General features: G+C 76.5%; 1 protein-coding gene. It reads left to right on the top strand.

Annotated elements, in window-relative coordinates:
* On the top strand, window positions 1-2,127 hold a 2,127-nt coding region (locus AB0L34_RS33645; RefSeq protein ID WP_363709697.1), incomplete at both ends, for a type I polyketide synthase.

The raw sequence follows: 2,127 nt of genomic DNA, 5'->3' as shown, positions 1-2,127 counted from the left end.
GGCGCGCTGGGCCGGCACGTGGCCCGGTGGCTGCTGGCCAACGGCGCCGCCGAGGTGGTGCTCGCCTCCCGGCGCGGCCCGGACGCCCCCGGCGCGGCCGACCTGGTCGCGGAGCTGGGCGCCGTGCGGGTGCTGGCGTGCGACGTCACCGACGCCGCCGCCGTCACCGACCTGGTGGACGATCTGCCGGAACTGACCGCCGTCGTGCACACCGCCGGCGCGTCCGGCGGGACCGCACCGGCGTACGAGCTGACCGACGCCGACCTGGCGGAGACCCTCGCCGGAAAGGTGCTCGGGGCCGTCCACCTGGACGGCGCGTGCCGGGACCGGGACCTCGACGCGTTCGTGGTCTTCTCCTCCGTCGCCGGCGTGTGGGGCGGCGGCGGCCAGGCCGGCTACGCGGCCGGCAACGCCCTGCTCGACGCGCTCGTCGCGGCCCGCCGCGCGGCCGGGCTACCCGCCACCGCCCTGGCCTACGGCCCGTGGGCGGAGGACGGCATGGCCGCCGGGGAGACCGCGGACGGCCTGCGCCGCCGCGGATTCGCCCCGCTCGCGCCCGACGCCGCCGTCGCGGCGCTGGGCCGCTGGGTGAACGCCCCCGAGCCGGCGCCGGTGATCGTCGACGTGGACTGGTCCCGGTTCGTCGCGGCGTTCACCGCGGCGCGGCCCAGCCGCCTGTTCGACCGGGTCGCTCCGGCCGTCGTGGCGGAACCGGAGCGGCCGGAGACCGGGGCGGGCACCGACGGGCTGCGCGCCCGGCTCGCCGCGCTGCCGGCCACCGGCCAGGAGAACCTGCTGGTCGACCTGGTCCGCGCGGAGGCGGCGGCGGTGCTCGGCCACGACTCCACCGACCAGGTGCCGGCCGGACGCGCGTTCCGCGAGCTGGGCTTCGACTCCCTCGCGGCGGTGCAGCTGCGGGACCGGCTGGGCCGGGCCACCGGGCTGACCCTGCCGTCGACCGTGGTCTTCGACCATCCGTCGGCGGCGGAACTGGCCCGCTTCCTGCGTACCGAACTGGTGGGCGGCGCGGACGACGGCCCGGTGGCCGTCACCACCGTGGTCCGACCGCCCGTGGACGAGCCCATCGCCATCGTTTCGATGGCCTGCCGCTTCCCCGGTGGGGTGTCCTCCCCGCAGGAGCTGTGGCAGTTGCTCGCCGACGGCGTGGACGCGGTGACGCCGATGCCCACCGACCGGGGCTGGGACCTGGACGGCATGTTCGACAGCGACCCGGAGCGGGTCGGCACCAGCTACGCCCGCAGCGGCGGCTTCCTGCGCGACGTGGCCGGCTTCGACGCGGCGTTCTTCGGGATCAACCCGCGGGAGGCGCTGGCGATGGACCCGCAGCAGCGGCTGCTGCTGCACACCACCTGGGAGGTGTTCGAGCGCGCCGGCATCGACCCGCAACGGGTACGCGGGTCCGAGACCGGCGTCTTCATGGGCACCAACGGGCAGGACTACGCGACCCTGCTGCTGGGCGCCCGGTCCGAGGTGGAGGGTTACCAGGCGACCGGTAACGGGGCGTCGGTGGTCTCCGGTCGGCTGGCGTACTCGTTCGGCCTGCAGGGCCCCGCGGTCACCGTGGACACGGCGTGTTCGTCGTCGCTGGTCGCGCTGCACCTGGCCGCGCAGGCGCTGCGCTCCGGCGAGTGTGATCTCGCGTTGGCCGGCGGTGTGACGGTGATGTCGACGCCGGGCGCGTTCCTCGAGTTCTCCCGGCAGCGTGGGCTCGCCGCCGACGGGCGGGTCAAGGCGTTCGCGGCCGGCGCGGACGGCACCGGCTGGGGCGAGGGTGTCGGCGTCCTGTTGCTGCAGCGGCTCTCCGACGCCGAGCGGGAGGGCCGGCGCGTCCTGGCCGTGGTGCGGGGCAGCGCCGTCAACCAGGACGGCGCGTCCAACGGGTTGACCGCCCCCAACGGGCCCGCCCAGCAGCGGGTCATCCGGCAGGCCCTGGCCAACGCCGGCCTGGCCCCGGCCGACATCGACGCCATCGAGGCGCACGGCACCGGCACCACCCTCGGCGACCCGATCGAGGCGCAGGCGCTGATCGGCGCGTACGGGCCGGACCGGCCCGCCGACCGGCCGCTGTGGCTCGGCTCGGTGAAGTCGAACATCGGCCAGATCGGA

It is taken from the genome of Micromonospora sp. NPDC052213 (assembly GCF_040679695.1).
In the GTDB taxonomy this organism is placed as follows: domain Bacteria; phylum Actinomycetota; class Actinomycetes; order Mycobacteriales; family Micromonosporaceae; genus Micromonospora.
The sequence above is the reverse complement of the archived record's forward strand: the minus strand, read 5'-3'. Positions and strand labels throughout refer to the sequence as shown.